At 64.5% G+C, this 24,121-nt stretch carries 21 protein-coding genes; 6 read left to right on the top strand and 15 right to left on the bottom strand.

Annotated elements, in window-relative coordinates; genetic code table 11:
* Position 1 precedes the first annotated feature (1 nt).
* On the bottom strand, positions 2-1,495 hold the full coding sequence (locus tag PIN31009_RS21830; RefSeq protein WP_150791631.1) for an MDR family MFS transporter: 1,494 nt from the start codon (positions 1,493-1,495) through the stop codon (positions 2-4).
* Between the two features lie 190 nt (positions 1,496-1,685).
* Entirely contained in the window at positions 1,686-3,056 is a 1,371-nt protein-coding gene (locus PIN31009_RS21825; protein WP_150791565.1) for an HlyD family secretion protein, read from the bottom strand.
* A 102-nt stretch (positions 3,057-3,158) separates the two neighbouring features.
* On the opposite strand from PIN31009_RS21825, the gene PIN31009_RS21820 reads away from it, so the two are divergent.
* Positions 3,159-3,914: a CerR family C-terminal domain-containing protein gene (locus PIN31009_RS21820; protein ID WP_150791564.1), complete on the top strand. Its 756-nt coding sequence runs from the start codon at positions 3,159-3,161 to the stop codon at positions 3,912-3,914.
* A gap of 113 nt (positions 3,915-4,027) precedes the next feature.
* Here PIN31009_RS21820 and PIN31009_RS21815 read toward each other — a convergent pair whose 3' ends face one another.
* Positions 4,028-5,476, bottom strand: a complete 1,449-nt coding sequence (locus tag PIN31009_RS21815) for an amino acid permease (protein WP_174997328.1) — start codon at positions 5,474-5,476, stop codon at positions 4,028-4,030.
* A gap of 214 nt (positions 5,477-5,690) precedes the next feature.
* Positions 5,691-6,779: a porin gene (locus tag PIN31009_RS21810; protein ID WP_084656045.1), complete on the bottom strand. Its 1,089-nt coding sequence runs from the start codon at positions 6,777-6,779 to the stop codon at positions 5,691-5,693.
* Positions 6,780-7,090: 311 nt separating this feature from the next.
* On the opposite strand from PIN31009_RS21810, the gene PIN31009_RS21805 reads away from it, so the two are divergent.
* Together PIN31009_RS21805 and PIN31009_RS21800 are read left to right on the top strand one after the other, a co-directional pair.
* Entirely contained in the window at positions 7,091-7,564 is a 474-nt protein-coding gene (locus PIN31009_RS21805; RefSeq protein WP_039372583.1) for an Lrp/AsnC family transcriptional regulator, read from the top strand.
* Positions 7,565-7,791: 227 nt separating this feature from the next.
* Positions 7,792-8,979, top strand: coding sequence for an alpha-hydroxy acid oxidase (locus PIN31009_RS21800; protein ID WP_150791563.1), 1,188 nt, complete (start codon positions 7,792-7,794; stop codon positions 8,977-8,979).
* A gap of 107 nt (positions 8,980-9,086) precedes the next feature.
* On the opposite strand, the gene PIN31009_RS21795 is transcribed toward PIN31009_RS21800, so the two are convergent.
* Together PIN31009_RS21795 and PIN31009_RS21790 are read right to left on the bottom strand one after the other, a co-directional pair.
* Positions 9,087-9,518, bottom strand: coding sequence for a hypothetical protein (locus tag PIN31009_RS21795; protein WP_087686573.1), 432 nt, complete (start codon positions 9,516-9,518; stop codon positions 9,087-9,089).
* 134 nt (positions 9,519-9,652) lie between these two features.
* Positions 9,653-10,576 (bottom strand): LysR family transcriptional regulator, encoded by a 924-nt coding sequence (locus PIN31009_RS21790; protein WP_058380139.1) that lies wholly within the window; start codon positions 10,574-10,576, stop codon positions 9,653-9,655.
* 342 nt (positions 10,577-10,918) lie between these two features.
* Here PIN31009_RS21790 and tcuC point away from each other — a divergent pair, with 342 nt between their 5' ends.
* The 3 genes from tcuC to PIN31009_RS21775 all read left to right on the top strand — a co-directional run bounded on the left by tcuC (position 10,919) and on the right by PIN31009_RS21775 (position 14,881).
* Positions 10,919-12,241 carry an MFS transporter gene (gene tcuC, locus PIN31009_RS21785; RefSeq protein ID WP_150684953.1) on the top strand — a complete coding sequence of 441 codons (1,323 nt, stop codon included), beginning with the start codon at positions 10,919-10,921 and terminating at the stop codon, positions 12,239-12,241.
* Between the two features lie 132 nt (positions 12,242-12,373).
* Entirely contained in the window at positions 12,374-13,189 is an 816-nt protein-coding gene (locus PIN31009_RS21780) for a substrate-binding domain-containing protein (protein ID WP_150791562.1), read from the top strand.
* 129 nt (positions 13,190-13,318) lie between these two features.
* A complete protein-coding gene (locus PIN31009_RS21775) occupies positions 13,319-14,881 on the top strand; it encodes an amidase (protein ID WP_150791561.1) in 1,563 nt (520 codons plus the stop codon).
* Here the strand turns inward: PIN31009_RS21775 and PIN31009_RS21770 are convergent.
* The 9 genes from PIN31009_RS21770 to PIN31009_RS21730 all read right to left on the bottom strand — a co-directional run bounded on the left by PIN31009_RS21770 (position 14,864) and on the right by PIN31009_RS21730 (position 24,108).
* Positions 14,864-15,097, bottom strand: coding sequence for a DUF3820 family protein (locus tag PIN31009_RS21770; RefSeq protein WP_058377699.1), 234 nt, complete (start codon positions 15,095-15,097; stop codon positions 14,864-14,866). The genes PIN31009_RS21775 and PIN31009_RS21770 overlap by 18 nt on opposite strands.
* Positions 15,098-15,163: 66 nt before the next feature.
* Entirely contained in the window at positions 15,164-15,799 is a 636-nt protein-coding gene (locus PIN31009_RS21765; RefSeq protein WP_150791560.1) for a LysE family translocator, read from the bottom strand.
* Between the two features lie 78 nt (positions 15,800-15,877).
* A complete protein-coding gene (locus tag PIN31009_RS21760) occupies positions 15,878-17,410 on the bottom strand; it encodes an MFS transporter (RefSeq protein ID WP_150791559.1) in 1,533 nt (510 codons plus the stop codon).
* A gap of 226 nt (positions 17,411-17,636) precedes the next feature.
* The gene (locus tag PIN31009_RS21755; RefSeq protein WP_150791558.1) at positions 17,637-18,605 is read right to left on the bottom strand and encodes an ABC transporter substrate-binding protein; all 969 of its coding nucleotides are present in this window, start codon (positions 18,603-18,605) and stop codon (positions 17,637-17,639) included.
* 64 nt (positions 18,606-18,669) lie between these two features.
* Positions 18,670-19,980, bottom strand: coding sequence for a c-type cytochrome (locus tag PIN31009_RS21750; RefSeq protein WP_174997326.1), 1,311 nt, complete (start codon positions 19,978-19,980; stop codon positions 18,670-18,672).
* Positions 19,981-20,052: 72 nt separating this feature from the next.
* Complete coding sequence (locus tag PIN31009_RS21745) at positions 20,053-20,922, bottom strand: ABC transporter ATP-binding protein (RefSeq protein ID WP_150791557.1); 870 nt, start codon at positions 20,920-20,922, stop codon at positions 20,053-20,055.
* Positions 20,916-22,076 (bottom strand): ABC transporter permease, encoded by a 1,161-nt coding sequence (locus tag PIN31009_RS21740; protein WP_246185799.1) that lies wholly within the window; start codon positions 22,074-22,076, stop codon positions 20,916-20,918. The genes PIN31009_RS21745 and PIN31009_RS21740 overlap by 7 nt, the downstream gene beginning before the upstream one ends.
* 6 nt (positions 22,077-22,082) lie before the next feature.
* On the bottom strand, positions 22,083-23,126 hold the full coding sequence (locus PIN31009_RS21735; protein WP_150684944.1) for an ABC transporter substrate-binding protein: 1,044 nt from the start codon (positions 23,124-23,126) through the stop codon (positions 22,083-22,085).
* Between the two features lie 85 nt (positions 23,127-23,211).
* Positions 23,212-24,108: a class II aldolase/adducin family protein gene (locus PIN31009_RS21730; protein WP_150791556.1), complete on the bottom strand. Its 897-nt coding sequence runs from the start codon at positions 24,106-24,108 to the stop codon at positions 23,212-23,214.
* Between the last annotated feature and the right edge of the window lie 13 nt (positions 24,109-24,121).

Genomic DNA, 24,121 nt, shown 5'->3' with positions numbered 1-24,121 from the left:
ATCAGTGCCCGCCGGAGCTAAAACCCGCGGGTTGCTTGAGCAGCAGGGCAAGCGGCACGCATAGCAGCAGCGCAATGCCCAGCGCATAGAAGGTCTCGGAAAACGTAATCACACTGGCTTGCTGCGCAATCTGGGCGGCGAGTTGCGCCGTGGCCTGTAACTGCGCGTGGGCCAGATCGCCGGTCTGCGCAAAGAAGCCGGCCGCGTTCGCCGCCAGATGTTCCTGTCCGAGCGAACTGTTGGCGGTAATCGTCTCGCGCAGCATCGCGTCGTGATAGTCGGTGCGACGGTCGATCAGCGTGCCGAGCAGGGCCAAGCCAACCGAGCCGCCGAGATTGCGCGCCATGTTGTAGAGCCCGGCCGCGTCACCCGCGTCCTGCGCCTCCACGGCCGCCATCGAGGCCTGATTGAGCGGCATCATCGCGAGCATCTGCCCCACGCCGCGCAGCAACTGCGACACCGTGAAGTCATGCCCCACGCTCTGCGCCGTGAGGTCGATATCGAGCATGCAACTGGCGAAAAAACACAGCAGCCCGACAATCACAAGAAACCGGATATCCACGCGGCTGATGAGCCGTGGCAAGAACGGCATCATCAGAAACGCGGGCAGACCCGAGAGCAGCATGATGTTGCCCGACTGTTGCGCGTTGTAACCCGCAATCGTCGCGAGAAACTGCGGCAGCAGATACGACACGCCGTAAAGCCCCGCACCCACCGTGAACACGATGTAGATCACGCTCGCGTAGTTCTTGTTACGCAGCAGCGAGAGCTTGACGATGGGTTTCTCCGCCGTGAACTGCGCCACGAGCATCATGCCGATACCCACCGCCGAGAGGATCGACAGCCAGATGATCATGTGCGAGTCGAACCACCGCTCGCGCTGCCCTTCTTCGAGCACCACTGTGAGCGAACTCAAGCCGATGGTCAGGCCGACGATGCCCAGCCAGTCGGCTTTGACGAACGCGTGCAGATTGGTCGGCTCGCGCTTGAGGCCGAGCATGAGCAGCGAGACGATGGCCACCGAGATCGGCAGATTCAGGAAGAAGCACCAGCGCCAGTTCGCGTTCTCTGTGAGCCAGCCGCCGACCACGGGGCCGAGCAACGGCCCGAGCAGCACAATGAGACCGAACATCGCCATTCCCACGGCCATCTGATGACGTGGCAAGCGAGTGCGAATGATCATCTGTGCGGTCGGAATCATCGCGCCACCGGCGAAGCCCTGACCGATACGCCCGATCACCATCTCCGGCAGGCTGCTGGAGATGCCGCACATCATCGAGAAGATGGTGAAGAACACCGCGTTGAGCGTCAGAAAGCGGCGCAGACCCAGCACGCGCGTGAGCCACGCCGCGAGCGGAATCATGACGATTTCCGACATCAGATAGCCGGTCGAGATCCAAGTGCCCTCAGTGCCCGAGGCGCCGATCTGGCCTTGAATCTGCGGCAGCGCCGAGTTGGTGATCGAGATGTCGAGCGTGGCGAGCAGGGCGCCCATCGCCCCGGCCGCGACGGCGATCCAGTCAGACGCCGAGGCGTTGCGAGGCGTGGCGGCCGCCGCACCGCCACTGCTGCCGCCACCACTACCACCACCACCGGTGCCTGCGGCGACAGCGCTGCGCGCCTCATCGCGTGAAAGTGTGCCCGACGCGCCCGGCGAACCTGCCGGAGCGGGGAGCGTGTGTGCTTCAGCCACGTTGCACTCCGGTGCTGTTGCTCCCCGGCGTCGCGTGCGCATTGACGTTGGTCGCGGGGCCTACGGTGATGTTCAGCGGTGCGCTCAGCGCCAACGGTGCGATCGACTGACCCGGCGGCGTTGGTAACGCCGCCTGCGCGGCCTTCGCGGGTGCCGGGGCGGGGGCGGCGGCGCTTTGCTTGCGTCCATGCGTGTCCACGTCCGCCGTCACCGACAGGCCCGGCAGCAAGACCGTGCGCAGCGACTCGGGCACTTCCAGTCGGATGCGCACCGGCACGCGCTGCACGATCTTCGTGAAGTTGCCGGTCGCGTTCTGCGCCGGCAGCAGCGCGAACTGCGCGCCCGTGCCCGGCGAGAGCGAATCCACCACCCCATGAATCGGCTCACCGGGCAGCGCATCGACATGCACCGTCACTGGCTGGCCCGGGCGCATGTGGCCGACCTGCGTTTCCTTGAAGTTCGCCGTCAGATAGACGTTCTGTACCGGCACCACGGTGAGCAAACGCGTGCCCGGCTGGGCAAACTGGCCAACGCGCACTGCGCGATCTCCCACGCGGCCGGCCAGCGTGCTCTTGACCACTGTATCGGCGAGATCGAGCTCGGCCTTGCGCGCGCTGGCCTGCGCCACCGACAACTGCGCTTTGGCCTGCGCGAGCGCAGCGTTGAGGGTATCGGTCTGGCGAACGCTCGCGTCCACGCTGGCCTCGTTGCTCTTGAGCGTCGCGTCGGCGCGCGTGCTGGCGTTGCGCAACTCGGCGAGCCGTTCATCCGTTTCTGCGCCGGTGGCGACAAGCGGCGCGTAGCGCTTGACCTGTCCGGCCGAGTACGCGGCGTTGGCCCGGGCGCTTTCCAACTCGGCGCGCGTTTGCGCAATGTTGGCGGCATGCTGGCCCAGTTCGGCCTGTGCACGGGCGACATCGGCCTCGCGGGCCGCGACCGTCGCCTGCGCTTCGTCGTAAGCGGCCTGATACTGACGGCCGTCGAGCTTGACCAGCGGCTGGCCGAGCGCGACGGTCTCGTTGTCGCGAACCAACACTTCGGTCACGTAGCCGCCGACTTTCGGGGCGACGGTCATGCTGTCGGCTTGCAGATAGGCGTCGTCGGTCGATTCGATAAAACGTCCGACAAACCACCATTGGGTGCCCCAGCCGAGGGCGGCGATCAACGCCAGCACACCTGCCCCGATGGCGAGCTTTTTACGACGGGGGTTGCCGGGGGCTTTCTGGGCGGGGCGATTCGCGCCGTCCGGCGCGGCGGACGGGGCGGCGGTGCCGGGCGCTGTCTTGGCCTCTTCGGGCTGACGCGTGGCCGTATCGATCGACTGTGCCGACGTTTCGAGTCGGGCCTGCGCTGCGGTAGACATCGGAAAACTCCTAAATTATTCCAATTGGCAGAATTATTCCAGTTGATCGATTTATGTCAAGTGTTATATTTTTGACGAAAGTTTTGGGAAGCAAGGAGATTCATGGCACTGACACCACCGCAGACACAACGCGCACCACGCGCGGCAGCCCGCCCGCGACACGCGGTCGACACGGGGTACCAGCGTGGCGAGGAAACGCGCGCGCGCATCATCCTGGCGGCGATCAAATGTTTCGGCGAGCACGGTTTTGCGGGCGCGTCGACGCGCGACATCGCCAACGAGGCCGGCGTGAACGCCCCGGCGTTGCAGTACTACTTCGATAACAAGGAAGGGGTGTACACGGCGTGCGTCGAGTACATCGTCGACGTGGTGTGGACGCAACTGGGCGAGGCTGTCATCGCGGCCGAGGCGGTGATTGCCGATCCGGCCGCGGGCGATGCTCGCCTGATCGACGCGTTCTGCGCGTTGCAGGACCGCAAGGCAGGTTTTCTCGAAGACGTGCCGCAGATCGACGGCTGGCACATGTTCATGGCGCGCGAACAGGCGGGGCTTGGCCCGGACGCCGGCTTCAAGGTGTTTCACGAGCGCCTGTCGCGACGGATCGCGGCGGTGACCGGCGGGATTGTGGCGCGCCTTTGCGGCACGTCGACGGACGACGAACTCACGTTGATGCGTGCCGTGTGCATCAGCACCACGGGGATGGCGTTCCGGGTGATGGGCCGCTCGGTCAATTGCTCGATGGGCTGGACTGGGGACGATCCCGAGCGTAATCGACGGATTCGCGCCGTGATTGTCGGGCAGACGCGCGACATGCTGGAATTGCTGGTAAAGCGCCGCGATAACAAGGCGGATGCGTAACCTCAAGCCGCCCGGTACAAAAATCGCACGCTGAAACATCACGGGGGCGCCAAGTGGCGCCCCCGCTGCATTTCAACGCTGCATGTTGCGCGTTTTGCCGAGCCTTCAGGCGATCACGGCTGCGTGGCGGCTTGCGCCTGCGCCTCGCCATCGCGCTTGCGATACCAGAGGAAATACACCAGCAGCACCACGGCCACGAACGGCACGCCGAAGAGCAGTGTCATGCGAAACACGCCGGTAAAGAGCGTGGTCACCATGACGGCGGCCATGAGCGCCGCACCCAGCAGCGTGAGCCACGGAAAGCCCCACATCCGAAACGCGAGACGTGGGTGATCGCCGCGCTGCCATGCCCGGCGGAAGAAGAAATGCGTGACGAAGATCATCATCCACGTGAGCATGGCGCCGAACATCGAGATCGCCATCATGAACGTGAACGACGACTCGGGGTAAAGGAAGTTCACCAGCGTGGCGAGCGCGATACCCACCGTCGACAGCATCAGTGCGGCGAGCGGCACACCGCGCTTGTTCACTTCGCCGAAGCGCGCGGGCGCATAGCCGGCACGCGAGAGCGAGAACATCATGCGCGTGGTGATGTAGAGCTGGCTGTTCATCGACGAGAGCGCGGCAATCAGCACCACGAAGTTGATGACCCCTGCCGCGCCCGGAATGTTGATGGCCTGCATCACTTTCACGAACGGGCTTTCGTCGTGACCGGCGGCCGTCCACGGCACGATGGCGAGCATGAGCGCCAGCGTGAGCAGATAAAACAGCACGAGACGCACGACCGTCGAGCGGAACGCGCGCGTGACCGCCCGCTCCGGGTTTTCGGCTTCACCTGCCGCCACCGCAATCATCTCGATGGACAGATAGCTGAAGATCGAGATGATCACCGCGACCCACATGCCCCACAGGCCTTTCGGAAAGAAACCGCCGTGTGCTGTGTAGTTCGCGAAGCCGGCCGGCGAGTGATCGGCGTTCACCACCGAGCCCGGCGCGATAAACACCACGTAAGCCCCGATCATGATGAACGCGACGATGGCCGCAATCTTGATGAGCGAGAAGCCGTATTCGATCGCGCCGAACAGGTTCACCGACATGGCGTTCACGAGCACCAGCGCGGCGGAAAAACCGGCCACCCAGTACCAGCCCGGCACCTGCGGGAACCAGTACTTCATGTACACGGCGATGGCGCTCACTTCTGTGCCGACGGCGAGCACGATGCACGACCAGTACGCGTAGCGAACGAGAAATCCGGCCCACGGCCCGATGTAGTGCTCGGCATACGCGCCGAACGAGCCGGACGTCGGATGCGCGACGGTCATCTCGGCCAGGCAGCCCATGAGCATCAGCGCGATGAGCGCGCCAATACCGTAGGAGAGCAGCACGCTTGGGCCCGCAAAGCCGATGGCGAAGCCGCTGCCGAGGAAGAGCCCGGTGCCGATGGCGCCACCGATGGCGATCATGGCCATCTGGCTGGCGGTGAGCGAGCGTCGCAAACCTTGTTCGCGGCGCGTGATGTGAGAGAAGTTACGGGGAGACGGGGGCAGGGGAGAACGCGACATGGCACACCTCTTGGGGCGCCGTCGGCATCAGGGCGGCACCCGCATGAAAACCGCATTGCTTGTTATTGCCCGTTCGCGCCTGACTGACGAACGCAACTCAAAAACGGCGCGACCGGACCCCACCGCCCCGGCCGAAGCCGGGGCGGGTCAAACCACTGCAAACGATGGAACTAAGACCAGCGCGGCTGGTACGGCTGGTGCAGGTAAGGCGACATCAGAAGATGTGGCGAATACCTGTGCCCACGCCCACTTGCGTCGAGTTACCCGGCAGTTCGACGCGTGCGGCGCCGCTGACCTTGTTGTAATCGACCGTGCCGTAGACCTGCGTGCGTTTGGACAGCGCGTACTCGGCGAGCAGCACGTACGTGTAACGACGGCCCGAACCGGCATCGCCTGCCTGCGCGTTGATGTTCTTGATGTCGTCGAAGTAGGCGGCGCCCGTGATCGCGAGGTTCGGCATGGCCTGAATGGTCGTGCCGAGATAGAACGTCATGTCCTTGCGCGGGTTGTCGTTCAGGTTGCCCGTGGCGACGGTTTGCGACGGATCGTTGAGCGTACCGTCGAGCCAGCCGCTGCGGTCGCGACCACCCATGTAGCCGACGAACACCTTGGCAATCGAGACGCTGTAGATACCGCCCAAGCCCCACATCTGCTGCACGCGCTTGCTTGCGTCGCGGGCTTGCTGATACACGCCGGCGAGCTGGAATGGGCCCATCGCGTAGGCGGCACGCGCACCCCAGTAATTGCTGGCGGCCATCGTGCCGGCTGTGTTGCCGAAGCCGTAGGTCGCACCGACCGACAGACCCCCGAACGTACCGGCGTAGCTGACGGCATTGTCGACGCGGCCGCGCGTGATGTTGTACATCCACGAGTTGTTGGCGTAGTTGCCGATCGTGAGCGGGTCGAAGTCACCATAGACGTTGAACGCCTCGGTGGCCTGACGGCCGATCTTGATGGTGCCGTACTGGTTTTGCAGGCCGACGAAGGCATAACGATCGAACAGGCGCGGGCCGTTGGCGAGCGTGCCGTTCTGCGGGTTGATACCCGATTCCAACTGGAAGATCGCCTTGAGGCCGCCACCGAGGTCTTCCGTGCCTTTGAAGCCGAAACGGCTGTTGGTCACGGCGCCGTTGGTCACTTGCCAGAGGGCATCGTTATTGGCATTGGCGTTGGTCTGGTAGCGAACGCTCTGGTCGACGATCCCGTAGAGGGTGACCGAGCTTTGGGCGGCGGCGGTAGTGCTGAAAGCCAGGCCGCAGGCGGCCGTCACAATGGCCAGGCTGGCCGGAATTGCAGACTTCATGGGTCTCCTTTTTAGTCTTGTAGACATCAGCTAATTGTCGAAACTGGCCCGCTTCTCCTTCCGATATAGGAGACGGCGGACTCTTTTTGGCACGACAACGGCGACAACCGGAACTGCACTTTTGGTGCCTTGGGTGGTTGCGCAACGCGAGCAATCCCCCGATGTCCGGCGCAAACAATGCAGCCTCCCGGCTGAAAGCCGAGGGCTATCATATCAATGCAAAATTTGAATTTGCTTGCTATTTATGCCGAGCAACTGGCGGGACGTCGAAGGATCTGCCAAAATCCCGGAAAACTTGATGGATTCTGCCAATGAACCTTGACCTTGCCGATCTGCGCATCCTGCGCCATCTGGAACTCAATGGCCGTATCTCGAACCAGGAGCTGGCCGATGCTGTCGGTTTATCGCCTTCAGCCTGCCTGCGCCGGGTCAAATTACTTGAAGACCGGGGTGTGATTTCCGGATACCGCTGTATCGTGGACGCACAGCATATCGGTCTGGAGTTCGAAGCGCTAGTGCAAATCACATTGCGTCCGGACGTCGATCAATGGCATGAAAAGTTTCTGGCGTGCGTGCAGAACTGGCCTGAAGTCGTGACTGCACGAATTGTCACCGGATCAGCCAATTACATCTTGACGGTAAGAGCCCGCAACCTCGCGCATTACTCCGACTTCATCGTCAATGAGCTATACCGAGCGCCGGCTGTCATGTCGATTCAATCGAACATCGTGCTCAAGACAATCAAGCACACGCAGTCGCTTGTCGATCTCGTCAAGCAGAAATAAAACAATAGAAGATATTAACTACCTGTAATTCTCGCAATAATCGATTTTCAGTCGCTTCTCAGGTGATTCTCAGTCGATTATCAATCGGTGATACAGGTTTTTCAAGCGGAAGAGGCTCGTTGTATCACTCGTCGAATATCATCGCGAGTTGATTTGAATTGAGTCGAATTACCGACAACCGATGCCGGTCTTTGAATCGGCACTATCAAAAACCAAAGAGACGCAGCATGGCAGTGATCACCACCATCGAGGACTTGCGGGTTCTCGCGCAGCGGCGCGTACCGCGCATGTTCTACGAGTATGTCGATTCGGGTTCGTGGACCGAGTCGACCTACCGCGCCAACGCGGAAGACTTCAGCGCAATCGGTTTTCGCCAGCGGGTGGCGGTCAACATCGAGCACCGCAGCACGCGCACGACGATGCTGGGCACCGACGTGGCCATGCCCGTGGCGCTGGCCCCGACCGGCATGACGGGCATGCAGCATGCCGACGGCGAGATTCTGGCAGCGCGTGCCGCCGAGGCGTTCGGGGTGCCGTTCACGCTCTCGACGGTGTCGATCTGTTCGATCGAAGATGTTGCGGCGCATACCAAGGCGCCGTTCTGGTTTCAGTTGTACGTGATGCGCGATCGCGACTTCATCGAGCGCCTGATCGACCGCGCGAAGGCGGCGGGGTGTTCCGCGCTGATGGTGACGATGGATTTGCAGATCAGCGGGCAGCGCCATCGCGACATCAAGAACGGGCTGTCGGCGCCGCCCAAGCTCACGTTGCCGAACATCATGAACATGATGACCAAGCCGCGTTGGTGCATGGGCATGTTGGGGACCAAGCGCCGGACGTTCGGCAACATCGTCGGCCATGCGAAGGGTGTTGACGACATCGGCTCGCTGGCGGCATGGTCGGCGGCGCAGTTCGACCCGTGTTTGTCGTGGGACGACGTCGAGTGGATCAAGAAGCGCTGGGGCGGCAAGTTGATCTTGAAGGGCGTGCTCGATCCCGAAGATGCGCGTGCGGCACGCGACACTGGTGCGGACGCCATCGTCGTGAGCAATCATGGCGGGCGTCAGTTGGACGGCACGATGTCGACGATTCGCGCGTTGCCCGACATCGTCGCGGCGGTGGGGCGCGACACGGAGGTCTGGCTCGACGGCGGCATTCGCTCGGGGCAGGACGTCATCAAGGCGGTGGCGTTGGGCGCGAAGGGCACCCTGATCGGCCGTCCGTTCCTGTATGGACTCGGGGCGATGGGCGAAGCCGGCGTGCGCCGTGCACTGGAAGTGATGGCGAAGGAAATGGACGTGACGATGGCACTGACAGGCCGCACGACCGTCGACCGTCTCGACCCCTCGATGCTCCTGCCGGGCAGCTACCCGACGGGCCTCGGCCCGTATCTCCCGGAGCCGGGCAGGGCGTAAGGGGAGATTGCTGGTACGACGTTGGCGCGCACCAACAAAAAAGCCCTGCGATCCGCTCGCAGGGCTTTTTGTCATCTACCGGCCGATATCACCGGCATCCGCATCGATCAATGATGATGGTGTTTGCGATGGCCGCGGCGCTTGCCGTGGCGATAGTCGTCGTCGTAGGAGTTCGAGCGCGACATGTTGCCGCCGAGTGCCGCACCGGCGCCGCCGCCCAGCGCTGCGCCGATCAGGCCGCCGGACTGGCCGCCCATCGCATTGCCGGCTGCCGTGCCGGCACCGCCGCCCAATGCACCGCCCAGAATGGCGCCCGTGCGTTCGCGACGGTTCGACGTGATCGCACCACCGGCGCCACCGCCGACCGCGCCACCCACGACGGCGCCCGTGCTGCCGCCGAGCGCACCGCCCACCGCCGCACCGGCCACGCCGCCCAGCGCACCGCCGAGGGCATTGTTCATATCACCGGCCGTGGCCGTCAGGGAAGTGGTTGCGGCCAGTGCAGCCAGCACCACCATCGGGAGAATTCGCTTGAACATGAGGCTCGTATAGATTCGGGTTAATCGCGCAGCCAAGTATAAGGAGCCGTCGCCGCACTGCCCGCACCTCAATGTTTCATCTTTCGTAAGACGGGTAACAAAGTGTATCGGCGCGTGATCTTCGCGCCATTTGGTTATAGGGCCGGCTCCGCCTTCCGGCGCGACGTCACCTTCATCTCCGCGACATACCGGTACAGCTGCTCCGCCGCCGGCGAGAGCGGGCGTCCCTTGCTGCGAATCATGCCCATGCGGCGCGTGACCACCGGGTCGATCAGCGGCACGCTCGTCAACAACGGATGCTCCGCGCCCGGCATCGCCATCGTGGGCACCGCCGCCACCCCGAGTCCCGCTTCCACCAAGCCGAGCATGGTCGTCACGTGCTGCGTCTCGCAGATGCTGGGCGGGCGCTGCGGCAACCCCGTCAGCGCCTGATCGAGCAACAACCGGTTGCCCGACACCTTGCCGACGGTGATGTAGTCGTATTCGTAAAGCTCGCGCCACGTCACGCGCTTTTTTCCCGCCAGCGGATGATCGCGCCGGCACGCGGCCACATAGCGCTCCTGCAACAAGAGCTTGAACTCGATGTTCGGCTCCTGCGAGCCGATGAAGTTGAGCCCGAAGTCGGCGTCGCCGTTGACCACCGCCGCCAGCACTTCATTGGCGCTCGCATCCAGCACCGAAATGCGAATGCGCGGAAACGCCTTGTGATATCGCGAAATCACCTGCGGCATGAAGTAATAGGCCGCCGACGGCACGCAGGCAATCGTCACGTGCCCGAGGCTCGTCGACGCCACATCGCGAATGCCCAGCAGCGCGTTGTCGAGATCGGCCAGAATCCGCTCCGCATCGCGAGCGAAGGCGCGCCCCACATTCGTGAGCGCTACGCGCCGTGTGCTGCGCTCGAAGAGCTTCACCCCCAGCGCGTCTTCGAGCTTGTCGATACGGCGCGATAGTGCTGGCTGCGAGAGATGGATGGACTCGGCCGCGCGCCGGAAACTGGAAAGCTGCGCGACGGCGCGAAAGGCTTGCAGATCGTTCAGATCGAAGTTGATCGCCATGACGTTCGGGGGGGAGGAAAAACGTGTCTCTGACGGGGTGTTTGGCGACGGTGTTGTAGCCAGCAAAACGAACAAAAAACACGCCAAAAACGCGTGTTACACGAGGCGCCGCGAGTCTACCTTGTTACCGCTCGGTCGGTGCATCAGCATCCTACGATTGATAGCGTATGCGCATCAATCTTTCCAAAACTTGCAATTCACAAGGGTGGAACTTACGGCGCAACATTGGCGGCTTCAAAAAAGCGCCCATGACGGTCTCGACACGTCCCTTGGCAGAGGCGCAGCAATGCGACGATTTTTGCGGACCGACCCCCCGGGCCGCAGGCAACACGGAGACAGCGCATGCCACAGCGCCCCCAAGACGCGATTTCGCGTCGACCCTCGAAAGCCGGCGCGGTACTGCGCGTCACCGCCGGCAATTTCCTCGAACAATTCGACTTTTTCCTGTTCGGTTTCTACGCCACCCAGATTTCGCGCGTCTTCTTCCCGACGGACAGTGAATTCGCCTCGCTCATGCTGACCTTCGCCGTGTTCGGCGCGGGCTTCCTGATGCGGCCGCTCGGCGCCATCATTCTGGGCGCGTATATCGACAACGTCGGCCGCCGCAAGGGCCTCGTCACCACGCTCGGCATCATGGCGAGCGGCACCATCCTCATCGCGTTCGTCCCGGGCTACGCCACCATTGGCATGGCTGCGCCGGTGCTGGTGCTGATCGGCCGTCTGTTGCAAGGCTTCTCGGCCGGGGCTGAGCTCGGCGGCGTATCCGTCTATCTGGCAGAAATCGCCACGCCGGGCCGCAAGGGCTTCTATACGAGCTGGCAGTCGGCCAGCCAGCAGGTGGCCATCGTCGTCTCGGCGGCGCTTGGGTTCATCCTGTCGTTGACGCTCACGGCGCAGCAGATTGGCGAGTGGGGCTGGCGTCTGCCGTTCTTCGTCGGTTGCATGATCGTGCCGGTGATCTTTGCGCTGCGCCGCTCGCTTCAGGAAAGCGACGAGTTCAAGCAACGCAAGCGTCATCCGTCGGTGGGTGAAGTCTTCCGCTCGATGGCGGCCAACGCCGGTGTGGTGATCGGCGGCGCGCTGCTCGTGGCGCTCACGACCACCGCGTTCTACCTGATCACCGTCTACGCGCCGACCTTCGGCAAGAGCGTGCTGCACCTGTCGAGCACCGATGCGCTGCTGGTGACGTTGTGTGTGGGTGTGTCGAACTTCATCTGGCTGCCGATCGGCGGCACGCTGTCCGACCGCATTGGCCGCCGCCCGGTGTTGCTGCTGTTCGCGGGCCTCACGCTGGTCACCGCCTACCCGGTGCTGTCGTTTCTGGTGCAGGCGCCGAGCTTCTCGCGCATGCTGATCGCTCTGCTGTGGCTGTCGTTCCTGTACGGCATGTACAACGGCGCGATGATCCCGGCGCTGACCGAAGTGATGCCGCCCGACGTGCGCGTGGCCGGCTTCTCGCTGGCGTACAGCATCGCAACGGCACTCTTCGGCGGCTTCACGCCGGCCCTGTCGACGTACCTGATTCACGCCACCGGCGACAAGGCTGCGCCCGGCTACTGGATGAGCTTTGCGGCGCTATGTGCGATCTGCGCGACGCTCGCGCTGTATCGCGGCCGCACGGGCGGCCAAGGCCAGACGCGCACCGATCTGCGCACGGCCAACTGATCGTGAGGCGGGACGCATGCGTATCTGCCTGCTTCCCGCCTTCACTGCTTTCAATGCCTTCACTGCTTTCTCTGCCTCGTCGGTCCTGACGCAGGCAATCCCTCAGAAAAACACCATCGAGCGAGACAACTCATGAATGCCCTGACTTCCAAGGCGCGTACGCGCACGTCCCGACGTTTGCTGAGCGCCATCGGCGCCGGCCTGTTGCTGGCCACCGCACTGGGTGCCACGACCGCCCGCGCGGAAGACCTGCGCGTGATGAATTCCGGTGGTTTCACTGCGGCCTACAAGGCGTTGCTGCCGAAGTTCGAAGCGGCCACGGGCGATCACGTCGACACGGCGTGGGGCCCGTCGATGGGCAAGGCACCCGAAGCCATTCCCAATCGTCTGGCACGGGGAGAATCGGCAGACGCCGTCATCATGGTTGGCTACGCGCTCGACGATCTCATCAAGGCAGGCAAGGTGCGTGCGGATTCACGCGTCGATCTGGCCGATTCGCGCATTGGTGTCGTCGTGAAAGCGGGCGAAGTAGTGCCCGACGTCAGCACGCCGGAAAAGCTGAAAGCCGTACTGCTCGCCGCCAAGTCGGTGGCGTATTCCGATAGCGCGAGCGGTGTGTATGTCGAGCGCGAACTGTTCAGCAAGCTGGGCATTGCCGATCAGATGCGCGGCAAAGCCGTGATGGTGCAGAAGACCCCGGTCGCCGAGAAAGTGGCCGCGGGCGACTATGCCGTGGGCTTGCAGCAAGTGAGTGAGTTGCTGCCGGTCAAGGGCATTGCGTTTGCGGGCAAGATTCCCGAGTCGCTGCAATCGGTGACGCGCTTCGCAGGCGGTGTGCCGGTGAATGCGCCGCATCCGGACGAGGCGAAGAAGATGTTGATGTTCATGGCAGCCCCTGCGGCGGCGCATGACGTCGAGTCGACCGGGCTCGATCCGCTCACCCACTGATTCACGAACGAAGCCTTGATGCCGGGAGCGAAATTTTTCCTCTCGGCATCCGTGGCGGGTTTGACCGACAATGACGTGTCAGACAACGGCGTCGCCGACAGAGCGACGCCCCGCCAAGGAGAGAGACAAATGGCCTCTGTGCCGAACGTGCCGACCCCGGCCGCCGTCGATTCACAAGTGGACGCCCCCGCCGCCGCCGGAAATTCCCCGCACGCGCCCCACTCCGCAGAACGCCTCGACGACATCGTCGCGCTCGATGCACTGACGCTGTCGGATGCGATCCGCACGCGCCGCGTGTCGTGTCGCGAAGTCATGCAGGCGTACCTCGCGCACATCGCCCAACATAACGCAGCCGTCAACGCCATCGTCTCGCTGCGCGACGCCGACACGCTGCTGCGCGAAGCCGACGAGCGCGACCGACAACTGGCACAGGGGCAATATCTCGGCTGGATGCACGGCATGCCGCAGGCGGTGAAGGATCTCGCATCGTGCGCGGGCTTGCCCACACGCAAAGGCTCGCCGCTCACGTCGACCGGCCCCGACGCACAAGACAGCATCAGCGTGTCGCGCCTGCGGGCGGCGGGCGCGATCTTCATCGGCAAGACCAATGTGTCGGAGTTCGGGCTCGGCTCGCATAGTTACAACCCGGTGTTCGGCACCACGCTCAACGCTTACGACACAAGCCGAATCGCAGGGGGCAGCAGCGGTGGCGCGGCCAGCGCACTTGCCATGCGCATGCTGCCGGTGGCCGATGGCAGCGACATGATGGGATCGTTGCGTAACCCGGCGGCGTTCGGCAACGTGTATGGCTTTCGTCCGTCGCAAGGGCGCGTGCCGTATGGCCCAGTACCGGAAATTTTCGTTCAACAATTAAGTACCGAAGGCCCGATGGGGCGCACCGTCGCCGACGTCGCGCGGCTCCTCGCCACGCAGGCCGGTTACGACGCGCGCAGCCCGCTCTCGCTGGCCCATGCCCATGATCCGGCGCAGTTCGCAGGCGCACTGGATCGCGACGTGAAGGGTTTGCGTTTGGGGTGGCTGGGCGACTACGGCGGCTATCTGCCGATGGAAGACGGCGTGATGGCGCTGTGCGAAGCCTCACTACGCGACTTTACGGAGATGGGCTGCGAAGTCGAACCATGCGCGCCCGATTTTTCGATGGACCGTCTGTGGCAGACGTGGCTCACGTTGCGCCACTGGCTCGTCAACGGTTCGTTGGGCGAGATGTATGCCGACCCTGCGCGCCGCGACAAACTCAAGCCCGAAGCGCAATGGGAAGTGGCCGGTGGCGAACACCTGCGTGCGGCGGATGTGTTCCGCGCGTCGATCGACCGCAGCGAGTGGTATCGCTCGCTCGCCCGCTTGTTCGAACGCTACGACTTTCTGCTGCTGCCTTCGGCACAGGTCTTCCCGTTCGACGCGCAGACGCATTGGCCGGCATCGGTGGCGGGCAAGCCGATGGACACGTATCACCGCTGGATGGAAGTGGTGATCGGTCCCACGCTGGCCGGTCTGCCGGCGATCAGCGTGCCGGTCGGTTTCGATGCACGCGGGTTGCCGATGGGTTTGCAGATCATCGGCCCGGCGCAGGCGGATCTCGCCGTGCTGCAACTGGCCCATGCGCACGAGCAGCGCACGCAGTGGGTGCGCCGGTTCCCGCCCGCGATGCTGGCCTCAGGCCGGACCGCGTGAGGCTTTAAGCGGTTTCAGCAAATCGCCGAGCGCGTTGTGATCGATCTCGTACATCAGCGCGAGCAGGCGGCCGATCTCGCCCGTGGGAAAGCCTTCCCGGGCAAACCAGCTCAGATAGTTGGCGGGCAGATCGGCAATCATCGTGCCCTTGTGTTTGCCGTAAGGCATCGGCGTGGTGACGAGCCGCAGTAGCGCGTCGGTGTCGAAATCGATCATGTGAACAAATCGCGTGAGCGCCCGGAGGTCGCAGAAAGCGTCACGCTATCACATACCGTGCCGGCATCACGCGCGCGCTGTGAGCAGCAATCGCCACCCGACCACGCCGAAGACCAGCGCGAGTCCGCCATCGAGCCAGCGTCGCAGGCGCAGATAAGTGCGACGCGCCGCATGCGTCGAAAACAGCAGCGCATAGCCGCAGAACACCGTCACGCTGATACTGATGCATCCCGGCAAGATGGCCGGCTGCACCGCGCCGTCATGCGATGACGACAGCGCCACGATCGACACCCAGCTCAACACCGCCTTCGGGTTCGTCAAATGCAGCAGCGCGCCACGCAGATAGATTCGGTTGAACGGCTCGCCTTCCGTCGACACGGCGGCCTTATGAGATGAGGGATTGAGGGCAGCACGTCCCGACTTGAACGCGAGCCACAGCAGATACACGCCGCCGAAAATCTTGAGCGCGACGAGAAACTGCGAGTAAGCGATCAAGGCCGCCGACACGCCGAGCATGGCGACCGTCGCCCAGAACATCGATCCCGTGATGACGCCGAGCGCAAACGTAAGCGCGGGCTTGCGGCCATGATTCGCCGCGATGGACATGATCGCCAGATTGCTCGGCCCGGGGCTCGCCGTGCCGACGAAATAAGCCGTGTAAGCCACCAACAGGTTGGCGGAAAGCAAAGTGACGTCGGCCATCGCGCGCCTCGTGCGTCGTTGATAGGGGGAGTCTTCGCAGTGTCGACGCCCCCGCGTTGCGATGCCATAGACAGTTCGTCAATCTCCCACCGAGCCAGTTGCCAGACGCCCGTGTTTGCCGTCGCCGGCCGATGCATCGGGGGCATGGCGGCGATAGCGGAACAACACGCCCGCCATGACCACGCACGTCAGTCCGCCGCCGATCATGGCCAGTGCGAACCCTTGTGTCATGGCGACTCGGTAAGCCTGCGGCAGCCAGTTGAGTTGCCCGTCCATCACATGCGCTGTGACGGCCAACCGCGCCAGTCCCGGGGCATCGGCGGCGCCGTGGGCCTGTGCCGCCCCGGCGAGGCCGTGCATGGCCCGCAGGCTCATCACGCTGCCGAGCAGCGCAATGCCCATCGTCATGCCGGTCTGGCGCAGCGCGTTCATCGTTGCGGAGGCCATGCCGGTGCGCTCGGCAGGCGCGAGCCCCATGACCGTCGTGCCGGTGGCGGGCACCGCGAGACCCATGCCGAGGCCGAGCACGGCAAACAACGTGCCGACGATCCAGAACGGCGTGTCGGGGGTAAAGGCGGCCATGGCACACATCGTCAGCCCAATCGCGCCGTAGCCGGCCACCATCAACAAGGGCAGGGCGACGCGATGGGCGATGCGGCCGAAGAGCAGCGACGTCACCCCCATCATCAGAAACTGAGGCATCAACTGCCAGCCGGTCGCGGCAGGCGTATGGCCTTGCGCCTGTTGTAGAAACAGCGAGAGAAAGAACAGACTGCTGTACCCCGCGAAGCCCAGCGCGAACGAGGCGATGTTGGCCAGCCGCATGGGCGGGTCGCGCAGCAACGCCATCGGCAGCAGCGGACGCGCCACGCGCCGCTCGACCCAGACGAATGCGATGAAGGTGACGACGGCGATGGCGAAGACGACGGCCAGCGATTCACGCGATGTGTCGGGCTCGCCGAGTTGAATCAGCCCGTAGGTCAGTGTGCCGAGGCAAATCACGCTCAACACTTGCCCCGCCGGATCGAACACGCCGTGAGGGTTGCGCTCGCGCGACGGAATGCCCCAGATACCGAGCGCCAGCGCAATGAGGCCCAGCGGCTCGTTCACGAGAAAGATGCTCTGCCAGCCAAAGTGTTCGACGAGCAGGCCACCCAGCAACGGCCCGAGAATCAGCGCGAGCGCACTGAATGCCGACCAGCCGCCGATAACGCGTGCCCGTTCGCGTGGATCGGGAAACGCATGCGTGAGAATCGGCATCGCGCTGGGAATCAGCAAGGCACCGGCCACGCCCTGAATTGTGCGGCCGACGAGCAGCGGAGCGAGGGTGTCGGCACAGGCGCAGACGGCCGACCCCAGCGTAAAGAGCACGACGCTCGCGCTCCACACGGGCTTGTGGCCGTAGCGATCGCCGAGCGGACCGGCGCTCAGCATGAACGCCGAGATGGCAATGGCGTAGGCATTGACGACCCATTGCAGGCCCGCCATGTCGGTGTGCAGACGGAGTTGGAGCGTGGGCAGCGCCACGTTGACGATGCTGATGTCGAGCGACGCGAGGAACGTGCCGAGGTAAGCCGCACAGACTAATGCGCGGCGGCGAGAGGGTTGCATGGTGACATCCCGGTGGTCGATAAGTTGAGAATGGTTCTCATCTTAATTAATCGACTGACCGTCGGTCAATGGAAATCTTCCACGCAATCGAGGCGCGCACCGATGCCACGACGCCGCAGCGCCGCAGTGCCGTAGCGCCGCGGTGTCGCAGTAGTGCTGCGATGGAATGGAGCCGCGACGCCCGCCCCGGACGGCGGAAGTGCCGCGTCCGGGCGAGTCCTATCGCTTACGCCGAAATCGGAAAGCTTCGGTCGTACGTCGGTTTCACGTCGAGCGGCTGGCGCAGCAACCCGACCTGTGCGTAGAAGTCGGCGGTGCGTTGCTGCTCGGCGACGAGGGCGTCGTCGATGTTGCGCCACTTGGTCGCGCGACGGGAAAACTGCAAGCGCGCGGCTTCGGGCGGAATGCCGATGATGCGCGCCATCGCCGCCGAGAACGCATCCACGTGCTGATACGACCAGACCTGTGCCCGCACCACGCGCGAGAGGAAGTCGCGCAACACTTCCCGCTTCGCGGCAAGCGCCGCGTCGGTGGCCGCGAGGTAACTCAGTCCCGACCACAGCCCCCGTCCATTGACGAGCACGCGACCGCGCCCCGTCGTTTCCGCGACGGCGGTGTAAGGCTCCCACGTGGCCCATGCATCGACCGAGCCGCTGGCCAGCGCGGTGATGGTGTCGGCGGGCGGCAGAAAACGGAAATTCACGTCGGTCGGTTTGAGCCCGGCCGCCGTGATCGCCTTGAGCGAGACGAAGTGACCGATCGAGCCGCGCGTCGTGCCGATGTTCTTGCCCTTGAGATCGGCGGCGGTGCGCAGCGGCGAATCGGGCTGCACGATGAGGGCCGTACCGTACGCATCGGAGCGATTGGCACCGATGATCTTGATCGCGGCTCCGGCGGACAGCGCGAAGATGACCGGCGCGTCGCCAATCGGGCCGCAGTCCACCGCCCCTGCGTTGAGCGCTTCGGCAAGTGGCGCGGCGGCAGGAAATTCCGACCACTGAATGTCGTAGGGCAACTGCTTGAGTTCGTCGGCGGCTTCGAGCAGCGCACGCAACCCGCCTTTCTGATCGCCGGCTTTCAGCACGGGGCGCCCGGACTGTGCGAGTGCCGAACCCGGCAGCGCAAGCGTGGTGAGGGCACCGGCGGCGCTCGACGTCGTGACGTATTGAAGAAACCTGCGGCGAGAAATCGTCATGTGAAAAACCTGTGGTGTTAGTGGGAGTTCGGTCGTTGGACGGTCAGACAAAGCGGTCAAGCGATCAATGCACGAAGCCGCCTTTGATGAAGCGCACCGGCTCGTTGTCCATCTGGCGCAGCGTGGCGCTTAGCGGATCAGGGGCGGCCGGCGATGTGAGCGACGCGGCAACGGATGACGTGGTGCACAGCAGGCCGCCGTCGGCCCAGCCACGCTTGCCCGCGGGTGCGAGCGCCCGCAGCCAGCCGTCGCGATCGGCAAGCCATTCGGTGCCCGCGAGGTCGTCCGGCGTCGTCCCGGCGATCTGTGCAAAGACCGGCCACGCCTCGGGCGAATCGGCAAAGCAATCGGCGCGCGCACCAAGGGTCGTCGTGGTCGACGCGACCGTCGTTGCGATGGCGGGCCGTGCCGTCGCGCGCAGGCCATCGGCAAGCGGCGCCGAGACACGCCGCACCCCGGCCGCCGCACCCGGCAGTGCGCGCAGCCGGGTATCGAACACGGCCGTCTCATCGCGACGAATCAGCAACGTCAGAAAGCGGGGATCTTCGAACGGCGCCGGATGCCGCGCATCGACGGCCACCACGCGCACCCGCTGCGTGCCACGCCATTGCGAGAGTTGCGAGAGGCTTCGCGCGGGCGCGTCGCCACAGGTGACGGTCAACGCGGGCAACGCAATCGGCACCGGCCAGCTTCCGCCCGCCGCCATGCCCGCCGACGCCGACAGTACGCGCATGTAATCGAGCGCGGCCCAGATTTCTTTGTCGCTCAGCCGGCCGGTAAAGCCGGGCATCGTCACGCCCGCATCGTCGCGCATGCCGTACAGCACGTGCCAGAACAACTCGCCATCGGCGCGACGGCTGAGCAGCGCGCTGGCCATCGTTGGCGGCCAGCGCCGCAGTGCTGCCGCTTGCGGCCCCTCGCCGCGGCCGTCCGCGCCATGACATGCCGCGCATTGCGCCGCATACACGTGCGAACCCCGCGCGATGCTCTCGACGGTGAACCCGCTGGGGTTGGTGTGGAAGCTGGTCGGTACCGCCGCCGTGAGCCACAGCGACGATGACGGCCACGGGGCGAAGACCAGCGATGCGATGGCCGCCGCGATCAGCCAACGGCGCGCGCGCCGCCAGAAAATTGCGATCAACACGCAGGCGACGGCGAAGGCCAACGCGGCGAGCGTCCATGCAAACTGGCGGGCCAGCGCGACGTCGATGATGAGGTTTTCGCCAGCGATGCGTGAGTCCCACGGCCACGCGGGCGCCCCATGCGTCTCACCCGCGATGCCGAGCGCATGCAGCGCCCACAACAACGCGGCCTGCACTGATTGCAGGCCGAGCAGAAGGGCGTTGAGCCAGACGTGTGTCGGAGGCAGTGTCATCGGGCGCGCTCCGGTGGCGCGCCCTTCAGGGTGCTTGTCAGCGTACTCGTCAGCGTGCTCGTCAGCAAAGTATTACCAGCTTGCATCGAGCCCCAGATGTCGCAGCGCCTCATGACGCAGTTCGGTGATACGGGCATCGCCGCGATGACGCGGGTAGGGCAGGTCGACACGCAGTTCGGCAACGATGCGCGCGGGGCGCGGGCTGAAGATGACCACGCGCTGTGCGAGGAAGATCGCTTCTTCCACGTCGTGCGTGACGAGCAGCGACGAGAACCCCGCGCGCTGCCACAGTTCCACGAGTTCGCTTTGCATCGCCAGCCGGGTGAGCGAATCGAGCTTGCCGAGCGGTTCGTCGAGCACGAGCAAGCGCGGATCGTTCACGAGCGCACGGGCCAGTGCCACGCGCTGCGCCATGCCGCCGGAGAGTTGATGCGGGAACGCGTCGGCGAATTCCGTCAGCCCGACACGCGCGAGGGCGGCGTCGACCCGATCGCGTTCGCGCGACAGCACGCCGCGTGCTTGCAGACCCAGCGCGACGTTATCGCGCACGCGTCGCCATGGGTAGAGCGTCGGGTCCTGAAACACGACGATGCGAGACGGATCGGGGCGCGTAATCGCCGTGCCATCCTGCGTGATCGTGCCGCGCATCGCCGTCTCCAGACCGGCGACCAGCCGCAGCAAGGTGGATTTGCCGCAGCCACTGGGGCCGAGCAACGCGACAAACTCGCCGGGTGCCACGTTCAGATCGACGCCGTCGAGCACCTGCAAGGGCGCCTGCCGTGTGCCGAACCAGTGGCTCACGCCACGAATATCGATCTGCGCACCGGTGTTGTTCGCGGCTGCCTGACCGGCATGGGCCGATGTTTCTGTCGAAGCGAGTCGCGCCGCAGCCGAATCGCCGCGCGTCGTATCGGATGAAGGAGAGATGGCCGTGCTTACCATTTGACGGTTCCTTTCTGCCACGCCAGCGCGCGGTCGCGAACGGTGAAGAGCAGGGTGATGACACCCGAGAACAGCAGGGCCATGACGATCAGTGCGGCGTACATGTTCACGTAAGAGGCCCAGCCCTGTGCCCACGTGAGGTACCAGCCGAGGCCGGACTTCACGCCCATCATTTCGGCCGTCACCAGCACCGAGAACGACGCGCCAAGCCCCATGAACAGCCCGACGAAGACGTTGGGCAGCGCCGCAGGAATGGCGACACGCAGCACGAGAAACACGTCGGACGCGCCGAGCGTGCGCGCCACGTCGTAGTAGCTCTTGTTCACGCTGGCCACGCCGGACCACGTGAGCACGGCAACCGGAAACGCCGTCGACAGCGCAATCAGGAACGCCGCCGCGGAATAGCTCGACGGGAAGAAGTAGAACGTCAGGGGCAGGAGTGCCGTGGCCGGCACCGGGCCGAGTACGCGCAGCACCGGATGCACCCAGTAGCCGATGGCGCGCGACCAGCCGATCGACACGCCGGTCAGAAAGCCCGCCACCGCACCGAAGCCGAAGCCAAGGCCCAGCAGCCGCAGGGTATTGAGCGCGCTGTCGCCCAGCCGTTGCCAGTCTTCGGTGTAGACCTCGATGAGCGCCTGCGGCGGGGCAAAGAACGGCGTGGGCAGCGAGGCCGTCTTCGCCGTGAGGATTTCCCAACCCGCGAGGACGACGGCGATGGCCACGAGCCACGGACCGCTGCCGGTCAGCGCTTCACGCAAACGCAGCAGGGGCGAGGTCGTGCGTCCTGCTACCGACAACACCGCGAGCGCGGCGGCGACCACCAGTGCGACCACACCCAACTCGTCGGTGAAGGCCCAGTCGGAGAAGCCGACGACTTTGTTGGGCCAGCGCAGTGTGATCGCACCGAACGCGGCCCAGGCGAGTGCCGCCACGAAGCCGACGCCCCACAGGGGCGGCGTGCGGGGCGCCGCAAAGAGTTGATCGAGGCTCGTGTCGTCGAAGGCGTTGGCAATAGCGCTGGTCGAACCGACTGCCCCCGCGCCATGCACGTTGCGTTCGCGCAGCGAGGGGCCGTCTGCCTGTTCTGCCAGTTCCAGTGCGCCAGCGGGGCTGGCGGCACGCAATGCGGCATTGTCGAGAATGGCGCTCATGGTGTTTTACCCAAGGACATTGGCGTAGACGTGCTGCGCCAGTTTCTGCGGATCGGTCGATTTTTTGAGTACGCCGATACGGCGGAAGTCGTCGGCGAAGAACGCGATCTCGTCGCGCAGATCGACACCGGTCGGATGGTGCGAGTAAGTGAGCGTGGCGTAGAGCTTGCGCAGGTCTTCGGGGCTGATCTTCGGCGAGTACTTGGCGAAGATCTTGGCGGCCTCGTTCGGGTTCTCGTTGACGAATTCGGTCGCCTGCACGATAGAGCGTGCCAGCGCGCTTGCTGCCGCGCGGTCGTTACGCACCAGTTCGCCACGTGCACCGATCACGCAGCAGACCTTGCGTGCGTATTCGCCGGTGAGGTTGGTCGCCAGTTCCACATACGCGCCGTTGGTGCGCTTTTCCAGCAGATAGAGGTTCGGGTCGCCGTCGGCGATGGCCTGAATCTCGCCCTTGTCGACGGCCACGCCCAGCAGGTCGGCCGGGTACTGGCGCCAAGTGATGTCACGCTCGGCATCGATGCCGTGCTTCGAGAGCAGAATCTGGAAGAAGTGCTTGCCCGGGGCGGCGAGATCGGACACACCGACCGTCTTGCCCTTGAGCGATTCAAGCGACGTGATACCGGCAGCCTTCGAGCCCAGCAAGCGCACGCAACCGCCGTGCGAGCTGCCGATGATCTTCACGTCGAACCCGGCTTCGAGTGGCTTCAACCAGCGGTGAATCATGCCGACCGCGGCGTCGGCCTTGCCGGTGGCAATCGATTCGAGCAACTGGTCGGTCGAGCCGCTGTAGTTGATGAGATCGACCTGAAGCCCGTTCTTCTCGAAGAAACCCCGCTCCTGCGCCGCCACGATGGGCGTCAGGCAGAACGAGTTCTGGTTCCACGCGAACGTGAGCTTGCGCTTCTGCGACCATGCCTTGCGGCCGAGCAGCAACGCCGGCGCCGCAAGGGCCACGGCCCCCCCGGCTCGCAACACCTTGCGGCGCCCCGTTTGCACGTTATCGATCACCGGCGACGGTGCGGTATTCCCCTTTTCCAGAAACTTCATGACGACGATTCCCCTGTTTGTTTTTGATGGTGGGTCTGAACGGGTTGCGATGCGGCGGATCAGCCGCGTAGATCAGTCGAGCCGGTCAGTCGAGCAGATCGGGCTCTGCTTCGACGAGCCCTTCGAACAGGCTCTCGAACGAGTACAGCGCACCCTCGGGGCCGCCGACCTGACTGTGCGTGTGCCGTGCGGTGGCCTCATCGATGGGCTGCGGCGTACCGGCGGCTTCGGCGAGCAACTGCGTGTGGGCGGCGTTCTCCAGCGCGATGTACCACCATGCGGTGGCCTCCACCGTCGGGCCGGCGGTGAGAATGCCGTGATTCTTGAGAATCACGCCTTTCACCGTGCCGCTGCCGTTGGGCTTGTTCAGCGCGTGCGCAATGCGTTGCCCTTCGCTGTCGTCGACCACCATGCCGGTGAAGTCGTCGAACAGCGCGTGGTCTTCGAAGAAGCCGCAAGAGTCTTGCGTGAGCGGATCGAGCGCACGGCCCAGCGTCGACCACGCTTTGCCGTAGGTCGAGTGCGTGTGTGCGGCGGCGACGAGATGCGGATGCGCTTCGTGAATGGCGGCATGAATCGCAAACGCCGCCTTGTTCAGCGGACGGTCGCCGATGACCGTCTCGCCCTTCGAATTCACCAGCAGCAGGTCGGAGACCTTGATGCGCGAGAAATGCACACCGAGCGGGTTGACCCAGAAGTGGTCGGTCAACTCGGGGTCGCGCGCGGTGATATGTCCGGCGAGGCCGAGATCGAAACCGTGGCGCGCGAAGATGCGGAAGGCAGCGGCCAAACGCGTCTGGCGATGGCGGCGCTCGGCGAGCACGTCGCTGCGCACGGGCGGCGCGTCGAACCAGAAGCGCTGTTGCGGCGCGGCGTTGAGCACCAGCCCCGTGGGCGTGGTGTGTGTCGGATGAGGGGTGTTGTGCGCAACGTCATCGTTGCGGGCAAAGGCGGTGGTGTTGACGGGCAGAACGGCGGCCATGGTGTTTTCCTTG

It is taken from the genome of Pandoraea iniqua, from assembly GCF_902459685.1.
Taxonomy (GTDB): Bacteria; Pseudomonadota; Gammaproteobacteria; order Burkholderiales; family Burkholderiaceae; genus Pandoraea; species Pandoraea iniqua.
The sequence above is the reverse complement of the archived record's forward strand: the minus strand, read 5'-3'. Positions and strand labels throughout refer to the sequence as shown.

Bases quoted from the DNA above. Each gene is read 5' to 3' on its own strand.
- PIN31009_RS21735 (WP_150684944.1), bottom strand. From the start codon at position 23,126: ATGAAGTTTCTGGAAAAGGGGAATACCGCACCGTCGCCGGTGATCGAT.
- PIN31009_RS21805 (WP_039372583.1), top strand. From the start codon at position 7,091: ATGAACCTTGACCTTGCCGATCTGCGCATCCTGCGCCATCTGGAACTC.
- PIN31009_RS21765 (WP_150791560.1), bottom strand. From the start codon at position 15,799: ATGGCCGACGTCACTTTGCTTTCCGCCAACCTGTTGGTGGCTTACACG.
- PIN31009_RS21815 (WP_174997328.1), bottom strand. From the start codon at position 5,476: ATGTCGCGTTCTCCCCTGCCCCCGTCTCCCCGTAACTTCTCTCACATC.
- PIN31009_RS21780 (WP_150791562.1), top strand. From the start codon at position 12,374: ATGAATGCCCTGACTTCCAAGGCGCGTACGCGCACGTCCCGACGTTTG.
- PIN31009_RS21775 (WP_150791561.1), top strand. From the start codon at position 13,319: ATGGCCTCTGTGCCGAACGTGCCGACCCCGGCCGCCGTCGATTCACAA.
- PIN31009_RS21755 (WP_150791558.1), bottom strand. From the start codon at position 18,605: ATGACGATTTCTCGCCGCAGGTTTCTTCAATACGTCACGACGTCGAGC.
- PIN31009_RS21730 (WP_150791556.1), bottom strand. From the start codon at position 24,108: ATGGCCGCCGTTCTGCCCGTCAACACCACCGCCTTTGCCCGCAACGAT.
- PIN31009_RS21750 (WP_174997326.1), bottom strand. From the start codon at position 19,980: ATGACACTGCCTCCGACACACGTCTGGCTCAACGCCCTTCTGCTCGGC.
- PIN31009_RS21810 (WP_084656045.1), bottom strand. From the start codon at position 6,779: ATGAAGTCTGCAATTCCGGCCAGCCTGGCCATTGTGACGGCCGCCTGC.
- PIN31009_RS21800 (WP_150791563.1), top strand. From the start codon at position 7,792: ATGGCAGTGATCACCACCATCGAGGACTTGCGGGTTCTCGCGCAGCGG.
- PIN31009_RS21760 (WP_150791559.1), bottom strand. From the start codon at position 17,410: ATGCAACCCTCTCGCCGCCGCGCATTAGTCTGTGCGGCTTACCTCGGC.
- PIN31009_RS21795 (WP_087686573.1), bottom strand. From the start codon at position 9,518: ATGTTCAAGCGAATTCTCCCGATGGTGGTGCTGGCTGCACTGGCCGCA.
- tcuC (WP_150684953.1), top strand. From the start codon at position 10,919: ATGCCACAGCGCCCCCAAGACGCGATTTCGCGTCGACCCTCGAAAGCC.
- PIN31009_RS21825 (WP_150791565.1), bottom strand. From the start codon at position 3,056: ATGTCTACCGCAGCGCAGGCCCGACTCGAAACGTCGGCACAGTCGATC.
- PIN31009_RS21830 (WP_150791631.1), bottom strand. From the start codon at position 1,495: ATGGGCGCCCTGCTCGCCACGCTCGACATCTCGATCACCAACTCGGCG.
- PIN31009_RS21790 (WP_058380139.1), bottom strand. From the start codon at position 10,576: ATGGCGATCAACTTCGATCTGAACGATCTGCAAGCCTTTCGCGCCGTC.
- PIN31009_RS21740 (WP_246185799.1), bottom strand. From the start codon at position 22,076: ATGAGCGCCATTCTCGACAATGCCGCATTGCGTGCCGCCAGCCCCGCT.
- PIN31009_RS21770 (WP_058377699.1), bottom strand. From the start codon at position 15,097: ATGATCGATTTCGACACCGACGCGCTACTGCGGCTCGTCACCACGCCG.
- PIN31009_RS21820 (WP_150791564.1), top strand. From the start codon at position 3,159: ATGGCACTGACACCACCGCAGACACAACGCGCACCACGCGCGGCAGCC.
- PIN31009_RS21745 (WP_150791557.1), bottom strand. From the start codon at position 20,922: ATGGTAAGCACGGCCATCTCTCCTTCATCCGATACGACGCGCGGCGAT.